Source organism: Salinispirillum sp. LH 10-3-1 (assembly GCF_030643825.1).
In the GTDB taxonomy this organism is placed as follows: Bacteria; Pseudomonadota; Gammaproteobacteria; order Pseudomonadales; family Natronospirillaceae; genus Salinispirillum.
On sequence record NZ_CP101717.1, the window covers coordinates 2,284,503 to 2,306,377 of the forward strand.

23 protein-coding genes are annotated in these 21,875 nt (G+C 53.8%); 16 read left to right on the forward strand and 7 right to left on the reverse strand.

The window, feature by feature from the left end; translation table 11 throughout:
• Positions 1-3 precede the first annotated feature (3 nt).
• The 4 genes from NFC81_RS10255 to NFC81_RS10270 all read left to right on the forward strand — a co-directional run bounded on the left by NFC81_RS10255 (position 4) and on the right by NFC81_RS10270 (position 3,258).
• Complete coding sequence (locus tag NFC81_RS10255) at positions 4-732, forward strand: LrgB family protein (RefSeq protein WP_304994395.1); 729 nt, start codon at positions 4-6, stop codon at positions 730-732.
• A 114-nt stretch (positions 733-846) separates the two neighbouring features.
• Complete coding sequence (gene fabA, locus NFC81_RS10260) at positions 847-1,368, forward strand: 3-hydroxyacyl-[acyl-carrier-protein] dehydratase FabA (RefSeq protein ID WP_304994396.1); 522 nt, start codon at positions 847-849, stop codon at positions 1,366-1,368.
• 1 nt (position 1,369) lies between these two features.
• A complete protein-coding gene (gene fabB / locus NFC81_RS10265; RefSeq protein WP_304994397.1) occupies positions 1,370-2,590 on the forward strand; it encodes a beta-ketoacyl-ACP synthase I in 1,221 nt (406 codons plus the stop codon).
• 95 nt (positions 2,591-2,685) lie between these two features.
• On the forward strand, positions 2,686-3,258 hold the full coding sequence (locus NFC81_RS10270; protein ID WP_304994398.1) for a SprT-like domain-containing protein: 573 nt from the start codon (positions 2,686-2,688) through the stop codon (positions 3,256-3,258).
• Here NFC81_RS10270 and NFC81_RS10275 read toward each other — a convergent pair.
• A complete protein-coding gene (locus NFC81_RS10275) occupies positions 3,229-4,479 on the reverse strand; it encodes a multidrug effflux MFS transporter (RefSeq protein ID WP_304994399.1) in 1,251 nt (416 codons plus the stop codon). The genes NFC81_RS10270 and NFC81_RS10275 overlap by 30 nt on opposite strands.
• 382 nt (positions 4,480-4,861) lie before the next feature.
• On the opposite strand from NFC81_RS10275, the gene hppD reads away from it, so the two are divergent.
• From hppD to NFC81_RS10310, 7 genes are all read left to right on the forward strand, one after another.
• The gene (gene hppD, locus NFC81_RS10280) at positions 4,862-5,935 is read left to right on the forward strand and encodes a 4-hydroxyphenylpyruvate dioxygenase (protein WP_304994400.1); all 1,074 of its coding nucleotides are present in this window, start codon (positions 4,862-4,864) and stop codon (positions 5,933-5,935) included.
• A complete protein-coding gene (locus NFC81_RS10285; protein WP_304994401.1) occupies positions 5,928-7,061 on the forward strand; it encodes a homogentisate 1,2-dioxygenase in 1,134 nt (377 codons plus the stop codon). Before hppD ends, NFC81_RS10285 begins: the two co-directional genes overlap by 8 nt.
• Positions 7,058-8,071 (forward strand): fumarylacetoacetate hydrolase family protein, encoded by a 1,014-nt coding sequence (locus tag NFC81_RS10290; protein ID WP_304994402.1) that lies wholly within the window; start codon positions 7,058-7,060, stop codon positions 8,069-8,071. Before NFC81_RS10285 ends, NFC81_RS10290 begins: the two co-directional genes overlap by 4 nt.
• 238 nt (positions 8,072-8,309) lie before the next feature.
• The gene (gene maiA / locus NFC81_RS10295) at positions 8,310-8,948 is read left to right on the forward strand and encodes a maleylacetoacetate isomerase (RefSeq protein ID WP_370529858.1); all 639 of its coding nucleotides are present in this window, start codon (positions 8,310-8,312) and stop codon (positions 8,946-8,948) included.
• A gap of 138 nt (positions 8,949-9,086) precedes the next feature.
• Entirely contained in the window at positions 9,087-9,581 is a 495-nt protein-coding gene (locus tag NFC81_RS10300) for a hypothetical protein (RefSeq protein ID WP_304994403.1), read from the forward strand.
• A 45-nt stretch (positions 9,582-9,626) separates the two neighbouring features.
• Positions 9,627-10,130: a hypothetical protein gene (locus NFC81_RS10305; RefSeq protein ID WP_304994404.1), complete on the forward strand. Its 504-nt coding sequence runs from the start codon at positions 9,627-9,629 to the stop codon at positions 10,128-10,130.
• A gap of 77 nt (positions 10,131-10,207) precedes the next feature.
• The gene (locus tag NFC81_RS10310; RefSeq protein ID WP_304994405.1) at positions 10,208-11,413 is read left to right on the forward strand and encodes an alanine--glyoxylate aminotransferase family protein; all 1,206 of its coding nucleotides are present in this window, start codon (positions 10,208-10,210) and stop codon (positions 11,411-11,413) included.
• 66 nt (positions 11,414-11,479) lie between these two features.
• On the opposite strand, the gene NFC81_RS10315 is transcribed toward NFC81_RS10310, so the two are convergent.
• From NFC81_RS10315 to hemA, 6 genes are all read right to left on the reverse strand, one after another.
• Complete coding sequence (locus NFC81_RS10315; protein ID WP_304994406.1) at positions 11,480-12,022, reverse strand: hypothetical protein; 543 nt, start codon at positions 12,020-12,022, stop codon at positions 11,480-11,482.
• A gap of 145 nt (positions 12,023-12,167) precedes the next feature.
• Positions 12,168-12,641 carry a Dps family protein gene (locus NFC81_RS10320; protein ID WP_304994407.1) on the reverse strand — a complete coding sequence of 158 codons (474 nt, stop codon included), beginning with the start codon at positions 12,639-12,641 and terminating at the stop codon, positions 12,168-12,170.
• 154 nt (positions 12,642-12,795) lie between these two features.
• Positions 12,796-13,398, reverse strand: coding sequence for a GNAT family N-acetyltransferase (locus NFC81_RS10325; protein WP_304994408.1), 603 nt, complete (start codon positions 13,396-13,398; stop codon positions 12,796-12,798).
• 60 nt (positions 13,399-13,458) lie between these two features.
• Complete coding sequence (gene prmC, locus NFC81_RS10330; RefSeq protein ID WP_304994409.1) at positions 13,459-14,301, reverse strand: peptide chain release factor N(5)-glutamine methyltransferase; 843 nt, start codon at positions 14,299-14,301, stop codon at positions 13,459-13,461.
• Positions 14,302-14,314: 13 nt separating this feature from the next.
• Entirely contained in the window at positions 14,315-15,400 is a 1,086-nt protein-coding gene (gene prfA / locus NFC81_RS10335) for a peptide chain release factor 1 (RefSeq protein ID WP_304994410.1), read from the reverse strand.
• Complete coding sequence (gene hemA / locus NFC81_RS10340; RefSeq protein WP_304994411.1) at positions 15,397-16,680, reverse strand: glutamyl-tRNA reductase; 1,284 nt, start codon at positions 16,678-16,680, stop codon at positions 15,397-15,399. The genes prfA and hemA overlap by 4 nt, the downstream gene beginning before the upstream one ends.
• A gap of 172 nt (positions 16,681-16,852) precedes the next feature.
• Between hemA and NFC81_RS10345 the strand changes: the two genes are divergently transcribed.
• The 5 genes from NFC81_RS10345 (at position 16,853) to NFC81_RS10365 (ending at position 21,803) form a co-directional block, all read left to right on the forward strand.
• Entirely contained in the window at positions 16,853-18,580 is a 1,728-nt protein-coding gene (locus NFC81_RS10345; RefSeq protein ID WP_304994412.1) for a tetratricopeptide repeat protein, read from the forward strand.
• The gene (gene lolB / locus NFC81_RS10350; RefSeq protein ID WP_304994413.1) at positions 18,567-19,169 is read left to right on the forward strand and encodes a lipoprotein insertase outer membrane protein LolB; all 603 of its coding nucleotides are present in this window, start codon (positions 18,567-18,569) and stop codon (positions 19,167-19,169) included. Before NFC81_RS10345 ends, lolB begins: the two co-directional genes overlap by 14 nt.
• The gene (gene ispE / locus NFC81_RS10355) at positions 19,162-20,016 is read left to right on the forward strand and encodes a 4-(cytidine 5'-diphospho)-2-C-methyl-D-erythritol kinase (protein WP_304994414.1); all 855 of its coding nucleotides are present in this window, start codon (positions 19,162-19,164) and stop codon (positions 20,014-20,016) included. The genes lolB and ispE overlap by 8 nt, the downstream gene beginning before the upstream one ends.
• 63 nt (positions 20,017-20,079) lie before the next feature.
• Positions 20,080-21,018, forward strand: a complete 939-nt coding sequence (locus tag NFC81_RS10360; protein ID WP_304994415.1) for a ribose-phosphate pyrophosphokinase — start codon at positions 20,080-20,082, stop codon at positions 21,016-21,018.
• A 158-nt stretch (positions 21,019-21,176) separates the two neighbouring features.
• Positions 21,177-21,803, forward strand: a complete 627-nt coding sequence (locus NFC81_RS10365; RefSeq protein WP_304994416.1) for a 50S ribosomal protein L25/general stress protein Ctc — start codon at positions 21,177-21,179, stop codon at positions 21,801-21,803.
• The last annotated feature ends 72 nt before the right edge of the window (positions 21,804-21,875 follow it).

The following is a 21,875-nucleotide window of genomic DNA, read 5'->3' on the forward strand; positions in this document are numbered from 1 at the left end:
CCTATGAATGATCTTCCGCTGACGCAGTTCTGGGTGTATTTTGCCGCGCAGCCCTTGCTGTGGCTGATTGTTACTGTCGCCAGCTTTCTGCTGGCCAGCGCGTTGAATCGCAAACTGGGTGGTTCGCCTTTGCTAAACCCGGTCTTGCTATCGATGATCTTGATCATCTCGTTGTTGTTGCTGACCGGCACCGATTACGACACCTATTTTACCGGTGCGCAGTTCATCCACTTTTTACTCGGGCCCGCCACGGTGGCGTTGGCCGTGCCTCTGTACGATCACCTGCCGCGCATTCGCGCTTTGCTGCTGCCCATTATGGCCGCCTGTATCATCGGCGCAGTTACTGCCGTCGTCAGTGCGGTGGGGATTGGTTTGCTGCTGGGTGGTTCGCCTGATTTATTGTTGTCGTTGGCACCCAAGTCCGTCACGTCGCCCATTGCGATAGGCATTGCAGAGAAAATCGGCGGTTATCCCTCACTGGCAGCGGGACTGGTGCTGATCACCGGGGTAATCGGCTGCATCCTCGCCCCACCACTGTTTCGTTTGCTGCGTATTCGTGATGACGCAGTGCAAGGCTTCGCACTGGGCTTGGCCGCCCACGGCTTCGGTACCGCGCAGGCCATACAGGTCAGTATGCTGGCGGGGGCCTTTGCCGGGCTGGCCATGAGCCTGACTGGCGTGGTGAGTTCTCTGCTGATTCCCACCATTGTCGGCTGGCTAGTCGCGCCTTAAGTCGCTATCCTTGAGCGCACTCCATATCACTTATTCGCTGCAGGTATGGAATCAGACCCCCACTATGCGGTATGGTCTGCGAAATTTTAAAATTAGTCACAAAGGCTTACGTGTATGACTGACAGACCGAGTTCACTTGATAAAGACATGCTGTTGCAGTGCGGTTACGGCGAAATGTTCGGCCCCGGCAATGCACAGCTGCCGGTCAAGGAAATGTTGATGATGGATCGCATCAATCACATCAGTCTGGAAGGCGGTGCACACGGTAAAGGCGAAATCATCGCCGAACTGGATATCAACCCTGACCTGTGGTTCTTCAGCTGCCACTTTCCTGGCGACCCGGTTATGCCCGGCTGCTTAGGCCTCGACGCCATGTGGCAGTTGATCGGCTTTTTTCTGGCGTGGAAAGGCAACCCCGGCCGCGGCCGTGCATTGGGTGCTGGTGAAGTGAAGTTCACTGGCCAGGTTATGCCCGATGCCAAGCTCGTGCGCTACCACATCGACATCAAGCGCGTCATTGAGCGCAAGTTGGTGATGGGTATTGCTGATGCATCGTTGGAATGCGACGGCAAGATCATCTATACCGCCAGCGATTTGCGTGTAGGCCTGTTCACCTCTGACCAAATGGAGAGTTGATATGCGTCGTGTAGTAGTGACTGGCATGGGCATCGCGTCATGCCTCGGAAACGACCTGGAAACGGTAACCGACAGCCTGAGACACATGAAATCAGGCATCAAAGCCAAACCGGAATACGCCGAACTGGGTATGCGCAGCCATGTTGCCGCGCGTCCTGACTTGGACCTGAGCGAATACGTTGACCGTAAAACCATGCGTTTTATGGGTGACGCGGCCGCGTACGCGTATTACAGCATGGCGGAAGCCATTAAAGACGCAGGCCTGACCGAAGAGCAGTATTCCAACGACCGCGTGGGCCTGATCGCAGGTTCAGGCGGTGCGTCGTCTGCCAGCCAAACCGAAGCTGCGGATATTCTGCGCGAAAAAGGTTTGAAGCGCGTTGGACCTTATCGTGTCACCCAAACCATGGGCAGCACGGTATCCGCGTGTTTGGCTACGCCGTTTAAAATCCGTGGCGTGAACTACTCCATTACCTCTGCTTGCGCCACCAGCGCGCATTGCATCGGCAACGCAATGGAACAGATTCAAATGGGCAAGCAAGACATGGTCTTCGCTGGCGGTGGTGAAGAAGAGCATTGGACACTGTCTTGCTTGTTCGACGCCATGGGTGCCCTGTCTACACAGTACAACGACACCCCGGAAAAAGCCTCGCGTGCTTACGACGCCAACCGTGATGGCTTTGTCATCGCTGGCGGCGGCGGCATGATGATTCTGGAAGAGCTGGAACACGCGAAAGCTCGTGGCGCTAAGATCTATGCAGAACTGGTCGGCTATGGTGCGACCTCTGACGGCTACAACATGGTTGCTCCGTCGGGTGAAGGCGCGGTGCGCTGCATGCAGCAAGCCATGAGCACGGTGGAGGGCGACATTGACTACATCAATGCGCACGGCACCAGCACACCTGCCGGCGACACCGCTGAACTGGGTGCGATCAAAGAAGCGTTCAAAGGCAAAAAAGCGCCTATGGTCAGCTCAACCAAGTCGTTGACGGGCCACTCGTTGGGGGCAACCGGTGTACAGGAAGCGATTTACTCATTGCTGATGCTGAATAACGACTTCGTGGGTGGTTCTGCTAACGTAGAAACGCTGGACCCGGAAGCCGAAGGCGCGAACATCGTAACGGCGACCAAAGAAGGCATTAAACTCCAGCGAGTTATGTCTAACAGCTTTGGTTTTGGTGGTACGAACTCGACGTTAGTCTTCCAACGCTACGAAGGCTAAAAGACGTCTCTAAACTACTGCGCTTGCAGTGGCGGCGTTAAAATTGGGTTCTACCTGCTCACCTACCAATAGTAGGCTGTGCTGTAGAACCCAATTTGGTCTTGACCCTGAATCGCGGACTGCTTCCCATTTATGCAACCATGACCCCTGCTGAACAACAAAAGCTCGAAGCCATAGAAGCCCTCGCTTCCAGCTTATTGGCGCGACACCTCCCTCAATGGTCATTCTCTTTCAATCGCCAACGCCGCACGCTCGGCTTGTGTCGATATCGTGAAAAACGCATAGAGCTGTCTCAGCACCACGCACTGGCGGGTAGTCTGTTGCAGGCCAAAGAAACGATACTGCATGAAATAGCCCACGGGATGGCGGGGCCACGCACGGGGCACGGGGCGAAATGGCAAAAGATCATGCGTGAACTGGGGCAAGAACCCAAGGTGACAGCGAAGACAGAATACGATCTGGACGACTATCGCTGGGCGCTGGTGCGCAAAGACGGTAACGACCTGCATTGGATCACCGGACGCTACCGCCAGCCCAAGCGCACTGACCACTGGCTGTTGCGTGGCCAGCCAAAGACGCTCGGTACGGTGTACTACTGCGCCTTTGACCAGTATCAAGAATACGTCGAAGGTAAGCGATTACTTACTGATGTGTTGCTCTTCCAATAATTCATCGCGCTGATGTGTGGTCATCGGTCGTACCTGACAGCGCTCCGGTCGGGCCACCCAGGTTAATACCAGAATCGCCGCTACCGACGTAATCATCATCACGATGCCCAGCGGCCGTGCGGTGATGTTCGACAACGAGCCCACCACAATGACAATAAAGGTCGCTAACGAAAACTGCAGCATACCCAACAGCGCCGATGCTGTACCCACGCGCAACCCCGGTTGGGTTAGCGCGGCCGCCGAAGCATTCGGAGAAATCAGACCAATAGAGGATATCAACACCCACATAACCGGCGCGAGCAACCAAAGAGGGGGTAACGGGTTCACCAACGTCATAACACCCAAGGTAATACCTGCCAACGGCTGAATCCAAATGGCCGCACGCAGCACTGTCAACATGCTACGCCGCCGCAGCAGTACCGCGTTGATCTGGCTCATCAAAATAAACCCAGCTGCGTTGGTGCCGAACAGCATAGCGTATTGCTCGGGAGTAAAACCATAACCGCGTACCATCAATGCGGGTGTTGAAGCCAAATAGGTGTAAAAACCGCCCATGGCCAAGGCCGCCGTGAGGCTAAAGCCCATGAAGGAGCGGTGACGCAGCAATTCTAAGTAATCGGCGCCTACGCGACGAAAACTCAGTTTACGATCATCGCCCGGATGGGTTTCCTGCAACCCCAGCCAAGCCCACAGCAAGCAGGCTGTACCAGCAAAGACTTGAAACCAAAAAATGGCCCGCCAGCCCGACACCGACAACACCCATGAGCCAGCAATGGGGGCCAGAATGGGGGCTACACCAATGATCAATATCAGCATGGAAAAAGCTTTAGCCGCATCCTGCGGCTCTGTTTTGTCGCGCACGATGGCGCGCGCAATAACCATACCGGCGCAGCCACCCAAGGCTTGTACAAAGCGAATAGCCACCAGCGCTTCACCCGAAGGCACAAGGGCGCATACAGCAGCAGCCAGCGTATAGAGCGCCAGCCCGAACAACAGCGGCGGCTTGCGTCCAAAGCGATCACTCAGTGGGCCGTAAACGCCCTGACCAATGGCCAAGCCAATGAAGAAACTGGCCAAGCTCAGCTCTATGGTGTCGGTAGACGCCTGCAAGTCATCTGCGATGGCCACGAACGCGGGCAAATACATATCAATGGCTAATGGCCCAAGGGCTGTAATCAACCCCATCAGGATCAACCACGGTGGGAAATGTCGATACGTCATTTTGTTGGGGTACTCAACAATATTTAGGAATGCGTCCACTATTGCATAACTCGAAGTGCTTTCCCAAAGCCGTAACGGCCGTTGGCAGCCCTGCCCTGTAATGCAAATTGTACAGTGAAATGCGCTTTGGACACCCAAGTGGTCAAGCTTGCAAACTGCGAAGCCACGCCGCGTGCCGTGAAAAATAACTGACTTCGAAATGGCTCGCTTTTGTACACCAGAGATTACAAAAAGGACAACCCTCGCTGCACAAACTCTCGGCGTACCACCCTTTCTTTTTGTCGGTGCGCGATCAAGTATTAGGGCACGAGTTCGTGGCTTGCCGTCCTTGATTGCGTCAAGCCTGAACCTCCCCTGATAACAATGAAACCGGAGAAGTAAGATGACAGACCATATTAACCCTTTGGGCACCGACGGATTCGAATTCGTTGAATACACGGCCGCTTCTGCTGAAGGCATCCAAAACCTGAAGGATCTGTTTCACTCTTTGGGCTTCACCGAAATTGCCAAGCACCGCTCGAAAGAAGCGTGGTTGTACAAGCAAGGCGACATCAACTTCATCGTCAACGGCCAACCAAACTCACAGGCAGAAGCCTTTGCGCGTGAGCATGGCCCCAGCGTTTGTGCCATGGCGTTTCGAGTAAAAGACGCCGCTGAAGCCTTCAAGCACGCCCTAGCCAATGGTGCAACTGCGTATCAAACGCAGGTCGGCCCTATGGAGCTGAACATTCCCGCGGTGTACGGTATTGGCAGTAGCTTGCTGTATTTTGTTGACCGCTACGGCGCGAACAGCATCTACGAAGTGGACTTCAAACTGTATGACAACTGGGAAGCGAGCATGCAAGAGCACTCCGTCGGCTTGGAAGTGCTGGACCACCTGACCCACAACGTGAAGCGCGGCAACATGGCCACTTGGGCCGGGTTCTACGAGCGCATTGGTAACTTCCGCGAAATCCGCTACTTTGATATTGAAGGCAAGCTGACCGGCTTGGTGTCGAAAGCCATGACCGCCCCGTGCGGGAAGATTCGTATTCCGATCAACGAGTCGTCAGATGACAAGTCACAGATCGAAGAGTTTATCCGTGAATACAATGGCGAAGGCATCCAACACATCGCGCTGTCGACCGAAGACATCTACGACACCGTCCGCACATTGCGCGCGCGCGGGGTAGACTTTATGCCAACACCGGAGACCTACTACGAGAAAGTAAACGAGCGCGTAGAAGGCCATACGGAAAAGCTCGACGATCTCCGTGAATTGCGCATTCTGATTGATGGCGCACCGTTGAAAGACGGCATCTTGTTGCAGATTTTCACCCAAACGGTTATCGGCCCGGTGTTTTTCGAAATCATCCAGCGCAAAGGCAACGAAGGTTTTGGTGAAGGCAATTTCAAAGCGCTTTTTGAATCCATTGAAGAAGATCAGATTCGTCGCGGAGTGATCGACAATGCGTAAATGGGCTTCATTCCCTTTGCGGGAAGGGGAAATTTCTCGCCAAGCGCACGCGGACTTTCCCGAGCGCGCCATATACGAGCGGGAGGTAGGCCGGAGCGGCTTTTTCGGCCCGGCTACCCACTTGCACCATACGCACGCGCCAACGGGCTGGAGCGACTGGGAAGGCCCTCTGAAGCCACGCGCGTTTGACCTGACGCAAGCCGACAACAACCTCAACGGTTCGCCGTGGGATGTGCCGGACATACTGTTTAACGCGAGTTGTCGCATGCGGGTCTGGCGACTGACCGAAAAGATGCCTTTTTTGGCCCGCAATGCCGACGGTGATGACCTGTTGTTTATCCACCAAGGCAGTGGCGAGTTGTTCTGCGACTACGGCCACCTGAGCCTGACGGAAGGCGATTACGTGGTGTTGCCACGCAGCACCATGTGGCGCATTGAGCCAACCGAGCCGATGTTTATGCTGCTGATCGAAGCCACCAACGATTCGTACCAACTGCCCGAGAAGGGCTTGGTGGGTAACCACGCGATCTTCGATCCTGCAGTCATCGACACACCGAAAATCGATACAGCGTTTCAGGCGCAGTATTCTGAGGATACGTGGCAGGTGCAGATCAAACGCCACAATGCGGTGTCGGTCGTTACCTACCCGTTTAACCCGCTGGACGCCATTGGCTGGCACGGTGATTTAACGGTGATGCGCTTGAACTGGCGCGACATTCGCCCGTTAATGAGCCACCGTTACCACTTGCCGCCTTCTGCGCACACGACCTTTGTGGCGCAGCGCTTTGTGGTCTGTACTTTTGTGCCACGCCCCGTAGAAAGCGACCCCGGCGCCTTAAAAGTCCCGTTTTATCACAACAACGACGACTACGATGAAGTACTGTTCTACCACGCGGGTGACTTCTTTAGCCGCGACAACATCGAAGCGGGCATGGTGACCTTTCACCCGGCCGGTTTCACACACGGGCCACACCCCAAGGCGTTTAAAGCCGCGCAGGAAAAGCCTAAAACCTTTTTGGACGAAGTAGCAGTGATGCTCGACACGCGCGACGCCCTGGAAGTAGGCAGCGCGGCATTGCCTACGGAAAACACCGACTACGTTAAGAGCTGGATGACCAAGCCATGAAATTAGCGACTCTGAAAAACCACACACGCGACGGCCAATTGGTCGTGGTCAGCCGCGATCTCACCCAATGCGTCGCTGTGCCGGCAATTGCTGCAACACTGCAACAGGCACTGGATGACTGGGGCACTACCGAAGCGCCCTTGCGGGAAATCTACCAAGCCTTAAACGCGGGCTCGGTAACCGGCGCGCAACCGTTTGAACAAAGCGCCTGCGCCTCTCCCCTGCCCCGCGCCTTTCAATGGGCCGACGGCAGTGCCTATGTAAACCATGTAGAGTTGGTGCGCAAAGCGCGTGATGCGGAAATGCCTCCCAGCTTTTGGACTGATCCCCTGATGTACCAAGGCGGCTCTGACGATTTTATCGGACCGTACGAAGACGTACGCTTGCCTACCGAAGACATGGGCATCGACTTCGAAGGCGAAATTGCGGTGATCACCGATGACGTGCCCATGGGCATTTCCGCCACGGCGGCGCGTGACAGCGTTCGTTTGGTGATGGTGGTGAACGATGTGTCTTTGCGCGGTCTGATCCCCAACGAGCTGGCCAAAGGCTTTGGCTTCTTTCAATCAAAGCCTGCTTCTGCCTTTAGCCCCGTGGCGGTTACGCCTGACGAGCTGGGCGACGACTGGCGCGAAGGCAAGCTGCACTTGCCGTTGTTGTCCTATTATAACGGCGAGCTGTTCGGTAAACCGAATGCGGGCGTGGATATGACTTTTGACTTTGGTCAGTTGATCGCGCACGCTGCCAGAACACGTAATCTCGGTGCTGGTGCGGTTATCGGTTCAGGCACGGTGTCCAACAAGCAAGGGACGGATTTCGGTACGTCGATCAGCGAAGGCGGTGTAGGTTACAGTTGCATCGCAGAAGTCCGGATGATCGAGACGATTCGTGACGGCAAGCCAAGCACGCCGTTTATGAAGTTCGGGGATCGCATCCGCATGGAAGTGCTGGACAGCTCAGGCAGCAGTATTTTCGGAGCAATTGATCAGCGGGTAGTCCAAGCAAGCTAACGATCATCTCTACCCTGTACCCTAGGCATTAGGGCAGCGAACGGGGGTTCCAGACACGCCGTGAACCGATTATCAGGCGCATCCTTGCGCCTGACCCTACGGGCTCACTGCGTTCGTGCAAAAACGCTCCGGGCGTTTTTGTCCATGGGGGCTCGCCAAGCGCATCCTTGCGCTTGAACGGTCTTTCACCCCCCGTTCGCTGCCCTAATGCCAGAGCCAAAACTACGGTGACAACATAATGAAACTTTATGGATACTGGCGCTCATCTGCCGCCTATCGCGTCAGGATTGCCTTGAATCTGAAGGGCATTGCCTACGAGCAGGAAAGCGTGCATTTGGTGAAAGACGGGGGGCAGCAGCATGCTGCTGCGTATCGAGAGATGAACCCAACGGAGTTGGTGCCCACACTGGTCGATGGCGATCTGGTGCTGAATCAGTCTGTGGCTATTCTTGAGTATCTGGAAGACCGTATTCCCAATCCCCCGTTGTACCCTGCTGATGCGGGCTCACGCGCTCAGGTGAAAGCCTTGGTGTTGGATATTGCCTGCGACATTCACCCGCTGAATAACTTACGCGTGCTGCAACATCTGTCGGGCCATTTGGGCCACAGTGAGCAAGAGCGCGATGAGTGGTATCGCCATTGGTTGAAGGTGGGATTCACAGGTTTGGAAGCCAAGCTTAAACGCACGGCGGGCAGTTATTGTTTTGGTGATACCCTCACCATGGCTGACGTTATGTTGGTACCGCAGGTCTACAATGCGTATCGCTACCAGTTACCAATGGCCGAGTTCCCGACCATTGACGCCATTGCTACGCGCTGCAACGAGTTACCGACATTTCAAGAAGCGGCGCCGGAACAACAGCCGGATGCAGTATAGAACTAAGAAATTGACCACTTTTCGAATGTAGCCATAAGATAGTTGAGCGTGGCGTCTTGCGAGTGTTGCATACCCAACATACCTTCGCTAACCTTGCTCGGCAGTAAGGGATATCACTAATCATGAAAGGAACTGGTCATGAGTGTACAAAAAAGTGTTCTGATTTTCTCCTCAAACCCAGTAAAGAAACGCCATCATTGGGTCCGCTTTTGGGTTGGTTTCGCCCTTGTGATTGGCATCATCCAACTCGGTTATGCATTTCAGTGGAACTCTTACGCCTTACTCGTCTTAGCTGTTGCAATATTTGCGGTCTGCCTTAACCTCTTAGGCGTGTATAACCCCTTTTTGAGAGATGATGAAGTCATCGTCACTGCTACAGCATTGAAAGGTGCCAGCCTGCAGCGTTCTGGAAGGGCTTACTTTATGCTGGATAACTTGCTGGTTGAGCCCATTATGGTGAAACGCATGCCACCTCAATGGCTACAGTGGCTCTATCCAAGACGAGAGTGGGTTGCCATCAATCAAAACAAGCAGCCGTATGGTTTCAAAATGGACGTCTCTCTTCTTAACGAAGAAGATCAACAAGCCGTGTTGCAGGTGCTACAGGAACGTTTTCGGGCGGAAAGTATTTAAGGCCATTAGATGCGAAAGCGTTCAACTTTCGACAAGGAGTCCTAAGTGTTAAGTGGCGAACAGACAGATGAGTTCTTTGCCGACCCTATCAAACGTCGGTGTCTCAAACGAATCACGCTGCGAATCCTTATTCCTATGTATGCAATCACCCTTTTAACTGCTCTGCTGGGTGCACTATGGTCGATGCTCCCTTTTGCCGCCGCCATGTTTGTCAACGGCCGCCTGTCGGGCTATCCGTGGTATTGGCGCAAGAAGCCGTTACTGACCATAACGGACGCAACGATCAAAGGCCCCCTCGTCACGGAATCGGGCTGGACCCACCTCACTATCCGCAACCTTCCGTCTTGCCCCATGCTGGTCATTCATGCCCCTAGTCGCTGGAAGCGCGGGTTGGGTATTCGCTTTAAAGATGCGTCAATTGTGTCCTATACGACAGATCAACGTGCGCGAATTTATTTTGACATCAGTGTGCTCAGTGACCAGGACCAACAAACGGTCTTCAATACCCTCAAGCAGCGTTATGAAGCGGCAATGTCACCCTTACAATAATCTCCGCGCACTTTTTCATACGCTCTGTTATCGTTTGGGTTCTGTTTAACTTTCTTACCTGTAAGGACTCAAGTGCCATGCGCCACCCTGTGCCCGAAATAGTGCCATTGGATGTCATTCTGCCCGATGAACCCTTGTTGATGATGGGAGCCGGCCCGGTGCCTATTCCAGCGAAAGTGGCGGCGGCGAATGGCATTGTGATCAATCACTTGGGTGACACCATGGCGCGCATCATCGAGCAGGTGAAGGCGATGTCACGCTATGTGTTTCAGACTCAGTCACAACACATCTTAGGGGTAGCTGGGCCGGGCTCTGCAGCCATGGAAATGGCGATTGTGAATTTAGTGGTGCCGGGCAGCAAGGTGCTGTCGGTACGCAACGGCTTTTTCAGTAATCGCTTAGCGGAAATGGCAGAGCGTGTTGAGGCTGAAGTTATTGTTGCTGACGTTGATTCAGCGCAAGCTGCGGATGCCGAGCAAATCATTGCGGCTTTGCGCCAGCATCGGCCGAACGTGTTGACTATTGTGCAGGGCGAGACATCCAATACAGTGTACAACCACGCCTTGCCGGCGATTTGCCGTGCGGCGCGCGAGTTGAATTGCCTGGTCATTACCGATGCCGTCTGCACGCTGAGTACGATGCCTTTGGATATGGACGATTGGGGTGTGGATGCGGTGATTACCGGCGGGCAAAAAGGCTTGAGTTCGATCCCCGGTGTATCTCTGGTGGCGTTTTCGGAACGCGCTTGGGAGTTGATCACCACGCGCAAAGACATGTTACGCCATTGGTGCTTGGACGCGAAGCTGGCAGATCAGTTCTGGTATCAGAAGTCGTACCACTACACCGCTCCGGTGTCTGGAATTCTGGCGATACATGAAGCTTTGCGGCTCATTTGCCAAGAGACGTTACCGCGCCGCTTTGATCGACACTTGAAATGTTCACTGGCGCTGCAAGCAGGCATTGAGGGTCTTGGGCTGTCACTCTACGTTGATGGGCCATCGCGCTTAAACTCTGTGGTGGGTATCAATTTGCCAGACGGCATTGAAGGCAAAGCATTACTGCAACATATGTCAAAGCAGCACGGCGTAGAGATTTCGGGATCGTTTGGGCCACGTATTGTGCGCATTGGTCAGATGGGCGAGCAATGTCGAGCGCACCACCTGTTTCGCACGGTACATGCGTTGGGTTCCAGCGTTAAATCATTGGGAGTAGCTGTGGATCTACCGTCCGGCGTAGCGGCGCTGGAACGAACGTTGGAGACCTACACGCCGCAGTTCAACTAGACGTTTACTGCACTCGAAAAGAAGCCCCAAGTTTGCTGACTCGGGGCTTTCTTTGCCACATAGGATTTAGTAATCGTCGTCGAGATAGCCTTGAGCTTCAATAAAGGCCAGGATGGTATCCCAGTTTCGCTCAATAACATTGATGTCATCATTCGGTACGTCGCCGACCGCAGGGTCTAAGAAGTCAGCCAACATGGCCGCTTGTTCAGGCGGCATTTCAGCCATCATCTCACGTGCAAAATAGGCCTGCATGGCCAAGCCGATACGCTCCCCCGTCCGGAAGAAGTGACCTGGTGACGACCAGCTGAAACGACTCGTGACCTGCTCTACATCATCGTACAAACCGACGGCTCTCAGCTCCGCTTCTATAAGCTGGTAGTATTCAGCTTCTGACAGCGTGGTATAGCGTTCCCAGTCCTCGTCGTCTTCGTTCAGGATGCCGTCTAGGGCTTCGCCGAAAGGTTCTAATTCAACACTGGTTTCTAACCAACGTGAAATCGTGCGGTCTTCTAATGATTGTGCACTGGCAAGGGCCGATCCAATGACCAAAGAGAAAGCACCAACAACGGCCAGATAGAACGCGCGCTTCACGGAAGTGAGCGTGACCATGACAAAGCTCCTTTTGCAAAGATAAATAACCGCCCTCTTGGTCAGAGGGCGGACGATAGCTCGCAGCGTACCGCGATTTGCTACAGATGTGTATTACACAGGTCACATTTGTCAGCACCAAGGTACCAACCATCAAGACTGTGTTTTACTTGTTTAAGTAGGCGCCGTACATCCAAACCATCTTTTCTTGCGCACGAATGTAGTCGCTCATCAAGGCTGATGTACCTTCATCACTGGCCTCGCTGGCCTGTGCCAGCAGCTTACGCTGCTTGGCGATCAGTGTCTTGAACGCTTCCAGGATCTGCGCAATCGCTTCACTGCCATCGGTCACCTTGGCCTTTTCCTGAATGGCCGAGGAACCCAGATAGCTGGAATAGCTGTGCGCTGGTTCATAGCCCAGTGTCAGCACGCGCTCGGCTATTTCATCCACCTTCAACAGTAGATCGTTATACAGTTCTTCGAACTTCAAATGCAGTTCAAAGAAGTCTTTACCACGAATGTTCCAATGATAACCGCGGGCGTTCATATAGAACACTTGGTAGTTCGCCAACAAGTCATTTAAGCCGGACGCCAGCAGTTGAGCTTGCTCGGTCTGTATGCCAATTGCGTTAGTAGACATGGTATCTCCTCCTGTTGAACCAAAAATCTGAGCACCAGTGTAATACCCCATGCGCCATCTGGCTAATGACTACCCACCACCTTGACCATAGCCAAAAACTATCACAAACAATAAAAAGGTTTCTCAAACTATATTGGGCAGACCACAACAGCGTCTATGTGTACTCGTTGTCCATAAGCCCCTGCAAGCGATTGCGCACCGCTGGCCATTCGTTATCAATGATCGAATACACCACCGTATCGCGATAACTGCCATCTGGCAGTCTTTGGTGGTTACGAATGATGCCATCTTGCTTTGCACCCAAGCGCTCTATGGCCGCTCGCGAGCGCCGATTCATGAAATGGGTACGAAAATACACGGCAATGCAGTCTAATGACTCAAAGGCATGCTCCAACATCAAGTATTTGCATTCGGTATTCACTCCGGTGCGCTGTACCTTCGGCGAGTACCAGGTGTAGCCGATTTCCAAATTAGGTGCGCTGGCGTCAGCATTGCAATACCGTGTGCAGCCTACCGCTGCGCCGCTGCTGCGCAACCTCACGATGTAGGGCATGGCGATGCCTTTATCGCGATCCGCCAACGCTCGATCAATGTAGTCGGCGACTTCTTCAGGGCGCGGCACGGATGTGTACCACAAGTCGGCCAGTTGAGAATTAAGAATTACACGCTGTAAATCCGTTGTGTGATCGCGGCTCAAGGGGCGCAACTCAACGAGTTGGCCGATGAGTACCTTGGGTTGAAGCCATGGCTCGGACATGCGCAGCGGCCCTATGTGCTTTGTTGTTGATGTGTGGTGCTTGGGTTTACGAAAGGTGCTCTAGAGCGTAATTAACCTCGGCAGTCGCCCTAAGGTGACTCGGTCGTTACCACCCAAGTCTTGTTCCGAGGCAAGCCCTTCAAAACCTGCACTGATCAACAACAATATCACATCATCGCGCTGATCATAGCCATGCTCAAAAAAGATCCACCCACCAGCGCGCAACACACGTTTTGCCTGCTGAATGATGGTGCGAATGTCGTCCAATCCATCAGCGCCGGAGGTCAGCGCAGAGCGTGGTTCAAAACGCACATCGCCTTCATCCAAGTGTGGGTCATCCTGGCGAATATAGGGCGGGTTACTGACCAGCACATCAACGCTATGGTCAGCCAAGGGGGTGCACCAGGAACCTTGCCGGAAAGTGACGTTCTCTAGCTCATTGCGCTGAGCGTTGCGCTGGGCTAAAGCGACGGCATCGGCCGACAGGTCTATGCCCTGCACCCGCCACGATGGGCGTTCACTGGCGAGGGCCAGCGCTATGGCTCCCGTCCCTGTACCCAGATCCACAACATCCATCGCACTTGGTGATACACGCTCCAACACGGCGCTGACGAGGGTTTCTGTGTCGGCGCGCGGAATGAGCGTACTGGGAGCCGTTTCGAGATCCAATGTCCAAAAAGCGCGGTGACCGGTTAAATAAGCGATCGGCTCACCGAGTTGGCGCTTGGCAACGAGTTGTTGAAATAACGCCAATTGAGCGTCGCCTAACAACCTGTCTGGCCAAGTGAACAAGTAGGTACGGGGCTGGTGCAGTACATGACATAACAGATGTTCTGCGTCTACACGAGCTTCTTGGCCGGACAATTGACTGCTGGCCCACTGCATTGCCGTACCTATGTTCATGCTGGGACGCGCATCAGCTTTGGCTCATTTCGGCCAAAAGTTCCGCTTGATGCTCATTGCGCAAAGGCCCAATGACATCATCCAAACGGCCTTCCATGATTTCGTCCAACTTGTAGAGCGTTAAGTTGATGCGATGGTCCGTTACACGACCTTGCGGGTAGTTGTAGGTGCGAATACGTTCCGAACGGTCGCCGCTGCCCACCAAGGACTTACGCTGAGACGCTTGTTCCGCGTGTACGGCGTCTTTGGTGGCCTGCTCCAACTTGGTCGCCAGCAATGACATGGCTTTCGCCTTGTTCTTGTGCTGTGAACGCTCGTCCTGACATTCCACGACAATACCCGTCGGTAAGTGCACAATACGAATCGCGGAGTCGGTGGTGTTAACGTGCTGCCCACCAGCGCCGGATGAACGGAAGGTATCAATGCGTAAATCGTTTTTGTTGATTTCAATTTCGCCACTTTCGTCGGCTTCGGCCATAACAGCGACTGTACAAGCGGAGGTGTGAATGCGCCCTTGTGATTCGGTTTCAGGCACACGCTGTACGCGGTGTGCGCCGGATTCGAATTTCATCTGCGCGTACACGCCGTTACCGACCACCCGGGTAATAACTTCTTTGTACCCTCCATGCTCGCCTTCACTGGCGCTGATTACTTCGACCTTCCAGCGCTGAGATTCGGCGTACTTGGAGTACATACGAAAGAGATCGCCCGCAAAAATCGCAGCTTCGTCGCCGCCGGTACCTGCACGGATTTCCAGATAGATGTTTTTGTCGTCATCTGGATCTTTGGGCATCAGCAGCTTTTGCAGCTCCACTTCCAACGTATTCAACCGCTCAGCCGCTGACTTAAGTTCTTCCTGGCCCATTTCGCGCATGTCTGGGTCATTGTCTTCAATTAACACCCGCGCTTCAGCCTGATCCGCCAGCGCGCTCTGGTATTCGGAAAAAGTCTGTACCAGTGGTTCTAAGTCCGAGTACTCGCGCGAATATTGGCGAAATTCATCTTGTCGACTGATGACACCTGCATCCGAGAGCAAGGCCGACAGTTCTTCGAAACGCTCAATGAGGTGTTCCAATTTTGCTTTTAACGATGCTTTCATATTTTCGTATCGGTGTCGGCTGCGTCGCCGTCCAACGAATACATCTCCTGTACTAGCTGTATATGGTCCGTACGCCCAAGGCGCCCGGCTTCCTTTAAGAACAAAGATGGCTGATGCAGCAGCTTGTTGGTCAGGCTATGCGTCAGCTGCTTTACTACTTCTGCGGCATTATCACCACGGGACAAGCGCGCCATTGCTTTGTCCAGTTCGCTATCGGCCTGGGCACTCACTCGCTGGCGCAAAGCGCGAATTGTAGAGCCGGCTTGGCGCTCTCGGACGGTATCAGCATACTGTTGTACCGCTCGGGTAATGATTTCGTCCGCTTCGGCAGCTGCCTCCTGACGCGAACGCACGTTGTCTTCTATCACCTGCTGCAGATCGTCCACGGTATAGAGGTAGACATCATCCAGCTCATCCACTTCCGGTTCAATGTCACGCGGTACGGCGATATCCACCATGAACATCGGCTTATGGCGACGCTGTTTCAGCGCGCGTTCGACCGCACCCTTGCCCAAGATTGGCAGCTGACTCGCGGTAGAAGAAATAACAATGTCGGCCTTCGCCAGATGGTCTGGTATTTCACCTAGGAGAATCGCCTTAGCACCCAACTCGGCTGTGAGTTGCTGGGCGCGCTGTAAGGTGCGGTTCGCCACCGTCATACTGCCAATCCCTCGTTCACGCAAATGGCGCGCAACCAGCTCGATGGTTTCTCCCGCGCCGATCAGCAAGGCATGGCAGTCGGCCAGGTCACTGAACACATGCGTGCTCATGTCCACAGCGGCGTAGGCCACGGAAACCGGGTTACGCCCGATTGCCGTATCCGTTCGTACCGTCTTTGCCACTCCAAAACAGTGCTGGAACAAGCGATTCAGATGACCGGATACTGTATTCGACTCACGGGCTACCGCGTAGGCTGACTTCAATTGTCCGAGTATTTGCGGTTCGCCCAACACCAATGAATCCAAACCGGAGGCTACCCGAGATAAGTGAGTAACGACTTCCAGATCACGAAACTCGTAACTACAGGCGGCCAATGCCTCATCCGACAACTGATGGTATTCCGCCAACCAATGCCGCAGATGACGCCCGACTTCTTCGCTCTCAACTTCACAATAAAGCTCACTACGATTGCACGTAGACACAATCACAGCCTCGGTGACGCCACCGGATGCCAGCAGAGATTGATGTGCCGCCGTCAGTGTTTCTGGCGCGAACGCAACCTTCTCCCGTATATCAATGGGTGCGGTCTTGTGATTAATTCCGAGGGCAACTAAAGGCATATCTTTTGCGAGTCTATACTGCAACCAAAAAAAGCATGGGTTACACTCCATACTGTGCGGGCCTTACTGAGTTTCAACCCGCCGTTCTGGCCTGTTTACGCTGGGCCAGATGAGGTGAAACGGTGAAGGCACCCTATTCTACATTAAAAATCAGCACTTTGGATGAATCGACTTGTCGTATCTTAAAGGTAATTTAATTGCATTGGTTGGCGTAGCGTTGCTAGCGGGTTGTGCCTCATCCCCCGAGCGTGCTCCAGATACTCGGCCACTGCTGAGTCCACCGACCGAGTCCTTCGCTACGGATGAACTCACCGGAGAGGGGTTCTTTCGTATCGTGCTGGCAGAACTTGCGCTGCGCAACAGTGAACCTGAGTTGGCACTGGAGCTCTACGACGCCGCCCTCACAATGTATCCAAACAACATTGATATTCTGGCGCGCGTTGCCCCGCTGTCTATTCAGCTGGGCCAGATTGAAGCCGCAGCCTACTATTATGAACGCTGGACAGTACTGACACCTAACCATTTGGAAGCCTGGCACGGCCTATGGCAACTGAGCCTCGGCTTAGACCAAGTCACTACCGCAGTTAACGCACTCGGTGAGCTGCTGGTCCGTCAACCTGACTACGCGCTCTATGTGCCCTACGAATTGTTGCGCACTTGGCCAGTCGAGCAGCAACGACAATTGCGTACCGAACTCGCGGGCGCAGAGCTTCCAGCCGATCGTTCACCGGACCTCATCTTGTTGAATGGATTTCTTGCCGAAGAGCTCGGCGACGAACGAGCCGCTGATATTTTATGGCGAGCCCTCGACAGCCAACTTCGCTCACCGCAAGATTATCAAGCTTACGGGCAAACATTGATTGAGCTGAGCCTGTGGCGTGGTGCCGACATACTGCTAACCTCGGCTTCGCGTAGCCACCCAGAGGTAGACCGATTCTATCTGTCGCGCGCGCAGGCGCAGCTGTCACAAAACGACCAGGCCGGTGCCTTGGCGATTTTGAAGGAGGGCCTTGACGCCCTTCCTAATAACCCTCGCCTTTTGCGCTTTGGTGGTGAGTTGGCGTATGTGCAAGAAGACAGTGCGGCGCGTGATTACTTTGAACAACTCTTGGACACCGAACTGGCCTCCATCGGCTACTACTATCTGGGTCGATTGTCTGAAGATGACGCTGAATACAACACTGCCTTTGAATACTACCTACAAGTCGGTGATCCGGACTGGGCACCTAGCGCCATCCAGCGGCAACTCCGCCTCATTGCTGCAGACCTGATACCCAGCGTGGATGTGCAGGACTTGTTCGAACAGCATCGAATGCACTTTGCCAACATACAACATCAAATCGCTGAGCTGCACGGGCGGTTCTGGTATGACGTCGGACAATACGAGCGGGCCTATGATGCCTATACGCAGGGCCTAAACGAGCAGCCAACAGACATTACGTTACTCTATTTGCGCGCCCTATCCGCCGAGCCAATAGACCGCCTTGATAGTCTGGAAACCGATTTGCGCAAAATTCTTGAGCTGGACCCGGATAATGCAGCTGCGCTAAACGCTCTCGGTTATACTCTGGCAGACAGAACGGATCGCTTGGAAGAAGCACGGCCACTGATCGAGCGCGCCTACGAGTTAAACCCAAACAGTGCCGCCATTGTCGACAGCCTCGGCTGGCTGTATTTTCGCGAAGGCAACTACTCGCGAGCAGCCACGGTACTCCGCCAAGCGCTTGACATGCAGGGTTGGGATGCAGACGACGATGAAATTGTCGCGCACTACGTTGAAGCTCTGTGGCGCAATGGCGATACAGAGATGGCGCTGTCGGTAGCCGCAGAGTGGCAGGCTCAACACAGCAATACTGACCGTTTACAGCGAATATTAGATCAAATAAATGAAGCTCCTTAAGCATTTAACACTATTAGCCCTGATTCTATTTGTGGCGGCGTGTAGCACCCGCCCCGCTGAACCCGTTGATCAAGCCGCCATGTTAACGCCTTGGCTTGAGCACCGTGACAAGATGCGCGCCCTGGATACATGGACCCTGCAAGGCCGCGTCGGTGCGCGCACCGGTTCCGAAGGAGCCAATTTCAATGTCTATTGGCAACAGCACGAAAACGACTACAACATTCGTCTCAGTGGCCCACTTGGTCAAGGCGGTGCATCCATCAGTGGCGGCTTTGGCTGGGCCGAACTGCGCACCGCTGACGATGTATTTCGTGCACGTTCTCTGGATGAATTGCTCAGTGAAACCACCTCACTCGACCTACCTTTACATTATCTCCAATATTGGATGCGCGGTATTCCAGCGCCGGGGACGCGTGCTGGCATTAAATTGAACGGTGACGCGCTGTTAGAGCAACTGGAGCAGTATGGCTGGACGGTGCTGTATGAGTCATACCACCCGGACACTCAACTACCACATCGCTTTAATATCCGCTTCGAAGACAGCAGCGCCCGAATTATCATATCCAGCTGGGAGGTGACTGGTGCCTAATTCGGTGCTGTCACCGGTTAGGGTAACCTCACCTGCCAAGCTCAATTTGATGTTACACATCACCGGCCGCCGTGCCGACGGCTACCATGAACTGCAAACGCTGTTTCAATTGCTCGACTACGGCGACACCATGGTGTTCACCCCAATCGACAACACTTCCGACGTCCAACTCACTGACAACTCCGGATTGGTGCAGGAAGATAACTTGGTCTGGCGCGCCGCAGAATTGCTGCGCCCTAAGCGCAGGTCACCGGTTGGGCTCAGAATTCATCTGGAAAAAGTGCTTCCCATGGGGGGGGGCTTAGGTGGTGGTAGCTCCAATGCCGCCACGACCCTTCTCATTGTGAACCATCTCTGGCAATGCGGCCTAAGTATCGACGCCCTGGCAGAGTTGGGCCGCGAGTTGGGTGCGGATGTGCCCGTGTTCGTACGTGGCACTTCGGCATGGGCTGAAGGTGTGGGCGAGCAATTAACGGCGGTTGACCTACCTGAGGCCTGGTTTGTTGTTGCTCACCCCGACATTCATGTTTCTACGGCCGACATATTTAACAGTCGTAGTTTGACACGAAATAGCCAAAAAACGACAATACGCACCGCATTGGCAGGGGAAGGCCGAAATGACTGTGAGGCAACAGTTCGTGAACAGTATCCAGCGATCGCCAATATGCTGGATACCATGCACAAACTGGGGCCTGCAAGACTGACCGGAACCGGAGCTTGTGGTTTTATTTCCTTCAACACTGAGGCGGAAGCACAAAACGCAGCGCAGCAATTGGCGCGTGACTATGCCGTATTTGTCGCCCAAGGGATCAATCGCTCGCCGGTTGCGTCTGTTATTGACGCCTAACCCCGTTAAATGTGAGCTTTTCTTATGTCTAATGACCACTCGCAACCACTCGAGGACAGCAGCGTGTCAAACATGATGGTTTTCACGGGGACAGCCAACCCTGAATTGGCCGAACAGGTAACAAAACGTCTTGATATTCCCCTCGGCGCCGCTCGGGTTGATAAGTTCAGCGATGGTGAAGTCGCTATTGAGATCGATGAGAACGTGCGTGGTGCCGATGTATTTATCATTCAGCCCACCTGTGCCCCCACCAACAAAAACCTCATGGAATTGGTATTGTTGATAGATGCTTTGCGTCGTTCCTCCGCTGGCCGTATTACAGCGGTTATGCCTTACTTCGGTTACGCTCGCCAGGACCGCCGCCCGCGTTCCAGCCGCGTACCGATCAGCGCCAAAGTAGTCGCAGATATGCTGACGGTGGTGGGCTCCGATCGTGTCTTGACCGTTGACCTGCACGCCGACCAAATACAGGGTTTCTTCTCTATTCCAGTCGACAACATTTACGGCTCTCCTATTTTGCTCGACGACATCGTCAAGCAAAATTATGAGAACAAAGTTGTCGTCTCCCCAGACATCGGCGGTGTTGTGCGCGCTAGAGCCATAGCGAAGCAGTTGAATGCCGACTTGGCGATCATTGATAAGCGTCGTCCTAAGGCCAACCAGTCAGAAGTTATGAACATCATTGGCGACGTAACCGACCGCACCTGCATCTTGGTGGATGACATGGTCGACACGGCGGGCACTCTGTGCATGGCTGCATCTGCTCTGAAGAAGTTCGGCGCTCGCGAAGTGGTGGCTTATGCCACTCACCCAGTCCTCTCTGGCCCGGCCATTGAACGCGTTGCCAGTGCAGACTTACAGTTGGTAGTTACAGACAGCATTCCGCTCTCGCCTGAGGCAAAACAATGTGGTAACATCCGCCAGCTTTCAATGGCGGGTATTCTGGCTGAGGCCATTCGCCGCATAAGCAACGAAGAATCCATCAGCGCAATGTTCAGATAAAGCACCCTTTGTGGTACTGCTGGAAGCCGCATACTCTGTAGCTTCCAGCCCATTGCGTTGATCGGGGCATAAGCCCCATAGCGACATTCTGTCGCTGCGACGGCTGTGATCATTGGTCGCGATGTTCACGGCTTTTTTTATTAAACGGAGTAATTAAAATGTCTCAAGTATACAACCTGGCTGCTGAAGAGCGCACAGATTTAGGCAAAGGTGCGAGCCGCCGCCTGCGTCGTGAAGGCAAGATCCCAGCAGTCATGTACGGCGGTACCAAAGCACAGAAGCCTGTAAGCTTGTCTTTCAGCGCCTCTACAATCGCTAAGGCCACACAGAACGAAGGTTTCTTCTCCCACGTTCTGACCTTAGAAATCGGTGGCAAAGAGCAACAAGTGGTTCTGATGGACATGCAACGTCACCCTGCGCGTGGCGACGTTATGCACATGGACTTCGAGCGTGTGACTAAGACAACCAAGGTTCACAAGCGCGTACCTTTGCACTTCATCAATGAAGACAAGTGCGTAGGCGTTAAAGCCGGCGGCTTGTTGCTGCACAGTGTGAACGATGTAGAAATCACCTGTAAAGCGTCTGACCTGCCTGAGTTCATCGAAATCGATGTTTCCAAGTTGGAAGTCGGTGGTGTAGTTCACCTGTCAGACATTACTGTTCCTAAAGGCGTAACTTTAGTCGAGTTGGCTAAAGGCCCTGAACACGACGCACCTGTAGTGAGTGTCTTGGGCGCTAAAGGTGGCTCTGCCGCTGAAGAAAGTGACGAGGAAGCTGAAGCCTAATCGTGCTTCACTTGAAAAAGGGGCTTCTGAGCCCCTTTTTTTATGGCAGACTAGGAAAAAAGAGAGACCTGA

Bases quoted from the DNA above. Each gene is read 5' to 3' on its own strand.
- NFC81_RS10255 (WP_304994395.1), top strand. From the start codon at position 4: ATGAATGATCTTCCGCTGACGCAGTTCTGGGTGTATTTTGCCGCGCAG.
- NFC81_RS10310 (WP_304994405.1), top strand. From the start codon at position 10,208: ATGCGCCACCCTGTGCCCGAAATAGTGCCATTGGATGTCATTCTGCCC.
- hppD (WP_304994400.1), top strand. From the start codon at position 4,862: ATGACAGACCATATTAACCCTTTGGGCACCGACGGATTCGAATTCGTT.
- NFC81_RS10365 (WP_304994416.1), top strand. From the start codon at position 21,177: ATGTCTCAAGTATACAACCTGGCTGCTGAAGAGCGCACAGATTTAGGC.
- NFC81_RS10275 (WP_304994399.1), bottom strand. From the start codon at position 4,479: ATGACGTATCGACATTTCCCACCGTGGTTGATCCTGATGGGGTTGATT.
- NFC81_RS10320 (WP_304994407.1), bottom strand. From the start codon at position 12,641: ATGTCTACTAACGCAATTGGCATACAGACCGAGCAAGCTCAACTGCTG.
- fabB (WP_304994397.1), top strand. From the start codon at position 1,370: ATGCGTCGTGTAGTAGTGACTGGCATGGGCATCGCGTCATGCCTCGGA.
- NFC81_RS10290 (WP_304994402.1), top strand. From the start codon at position 7,058: ATGAAATTAGCGACTCTGAAAAACCACACACGCGACGGCCAATTGGTC.
- lolB (WP_304994413.1), top strand. From the start codon at position 18,567: ATGAAGCTCCTTAAGCATTTAACACTATTAGCCCTGATTCTATTTGTG.
- prfA (WP_304994410.1), bottom strand. From the start codon at position 15,400: ATGAAAGCATCGTTAAAAGCAAAATTGGAACACCTCATTGAGCGTTTC.
- hemA (WP_304994411.1), bottom strand. From the start codon at position 16,680: ATGCCTTTAGTTGCCCTCGGAATTAATCACAAGACCGCACCCATTGAT.
- NFC81_RS10285 (WP_304994401.1), top strand. From the start codon at position 5,928: ATGCGTAAATGGGCTTCATTCCCTTTGCGGGAAGGGGAAATTTCTCGC.
- prmC (WP_304994409.1), bottom strand. From the start codon at position 14,301: ATGAACATAGGTACGGCAATGCAGTGGGCCAGCAGTCAATTGTCCGGC.
- maiA (WP_370529858.1), top strand. From the start codon at position 8,310: ATGAAACTTTATGGATACTGGCGCTCATCTGCCGCCTATCGCGTCAGG.
- fabA (WP_304994396.1), top strand. From the start codon at position 847: ATGACTGACAGACCGAGTTCACTTGATAAAGACATGCTGTTGCAGTGC.
- NFC81_RS10325 (WP_304994408.1), bottom strand. From the start codon at position 13,398: ATGTCCGAGCCATGGCTTCAACCCAAGGTACTCATCGGCCAACTCGTT.
- NFC81_RS10300 (WP_304994403.1), top strand. From the start codon at position 9,087: ATGAGTGTACAAAAAAGTGTTCTGATTTTCTCCTCAAACCCAGTAAAG.
- NFC81_RS10315 (WP_304994406.1), bottom strand. From the start codon at position 12,022: ATGGTCACGCTCACTTCCGTGAAGCGCGCGTTCTATCTGGCCGTTGTT.